The organism is Aquitalea pelogenes, from assembly GCF_001515305.1.
In the GTDB taxonomy this organism is placed as follows: domain Bacteria; phylum Pseudomonadota; class Gammaproteobacteria; order Burkholderiales; family Chromobacteriaceae; genus Aquitalea; species Aquitalea pelogenes.
In genome coordinates this window covers 1-217 of the sequence record NZ_LNQV01000158.1, presented here as the reverse complement: position 1 = coordinate 217, position 217 = coordinate 1, and the positions used below count along the sequence as shown (strand labels likewise).

At 58.1% G+C, this 217-nt stretch carries 1 protein-coding gene; it reads left to right on the top strand.

Features of this window, described 5'->3' with window-relative positions; translation table 11 throughout:
- Positions 1 to 14: 14 nt before the first annotated feature.
- Positions 15 to 140: a hypothetical protein gene (locus AWT75_RS23645; protein ID WP_275575779.1), complete on the top strand. Its 126-nt coding sequence runs from the start codon at positions 15 to 17 to the stop codon at positions 138 to 140.
- Positions 141 to 217 lie beyond the last annotated feature (77 nt).

The window sequence follows — 217 nt, the reverse complement described above, 5'->3', positions numbered from 1 at the left end:
CCTAGTTCTTCCGCGTGACTGAATCAGTGCTGCTGCTGGCTGGGGCGTCCTTGTTCCTGGCCGGGGTGGAAAAGCTGATTTCCATGGAAATCCTGCCTGGCAAGGTGTTGTCCTGGCGCCTAGTTCTTCCGCGTGACTGAATCAGTGCTGCTGCTGGCTGGGGCGTCCTTGTTCCTGGCCGGGGTGGAAAAGCTGATTTCCATGGAAATCCTGCCTG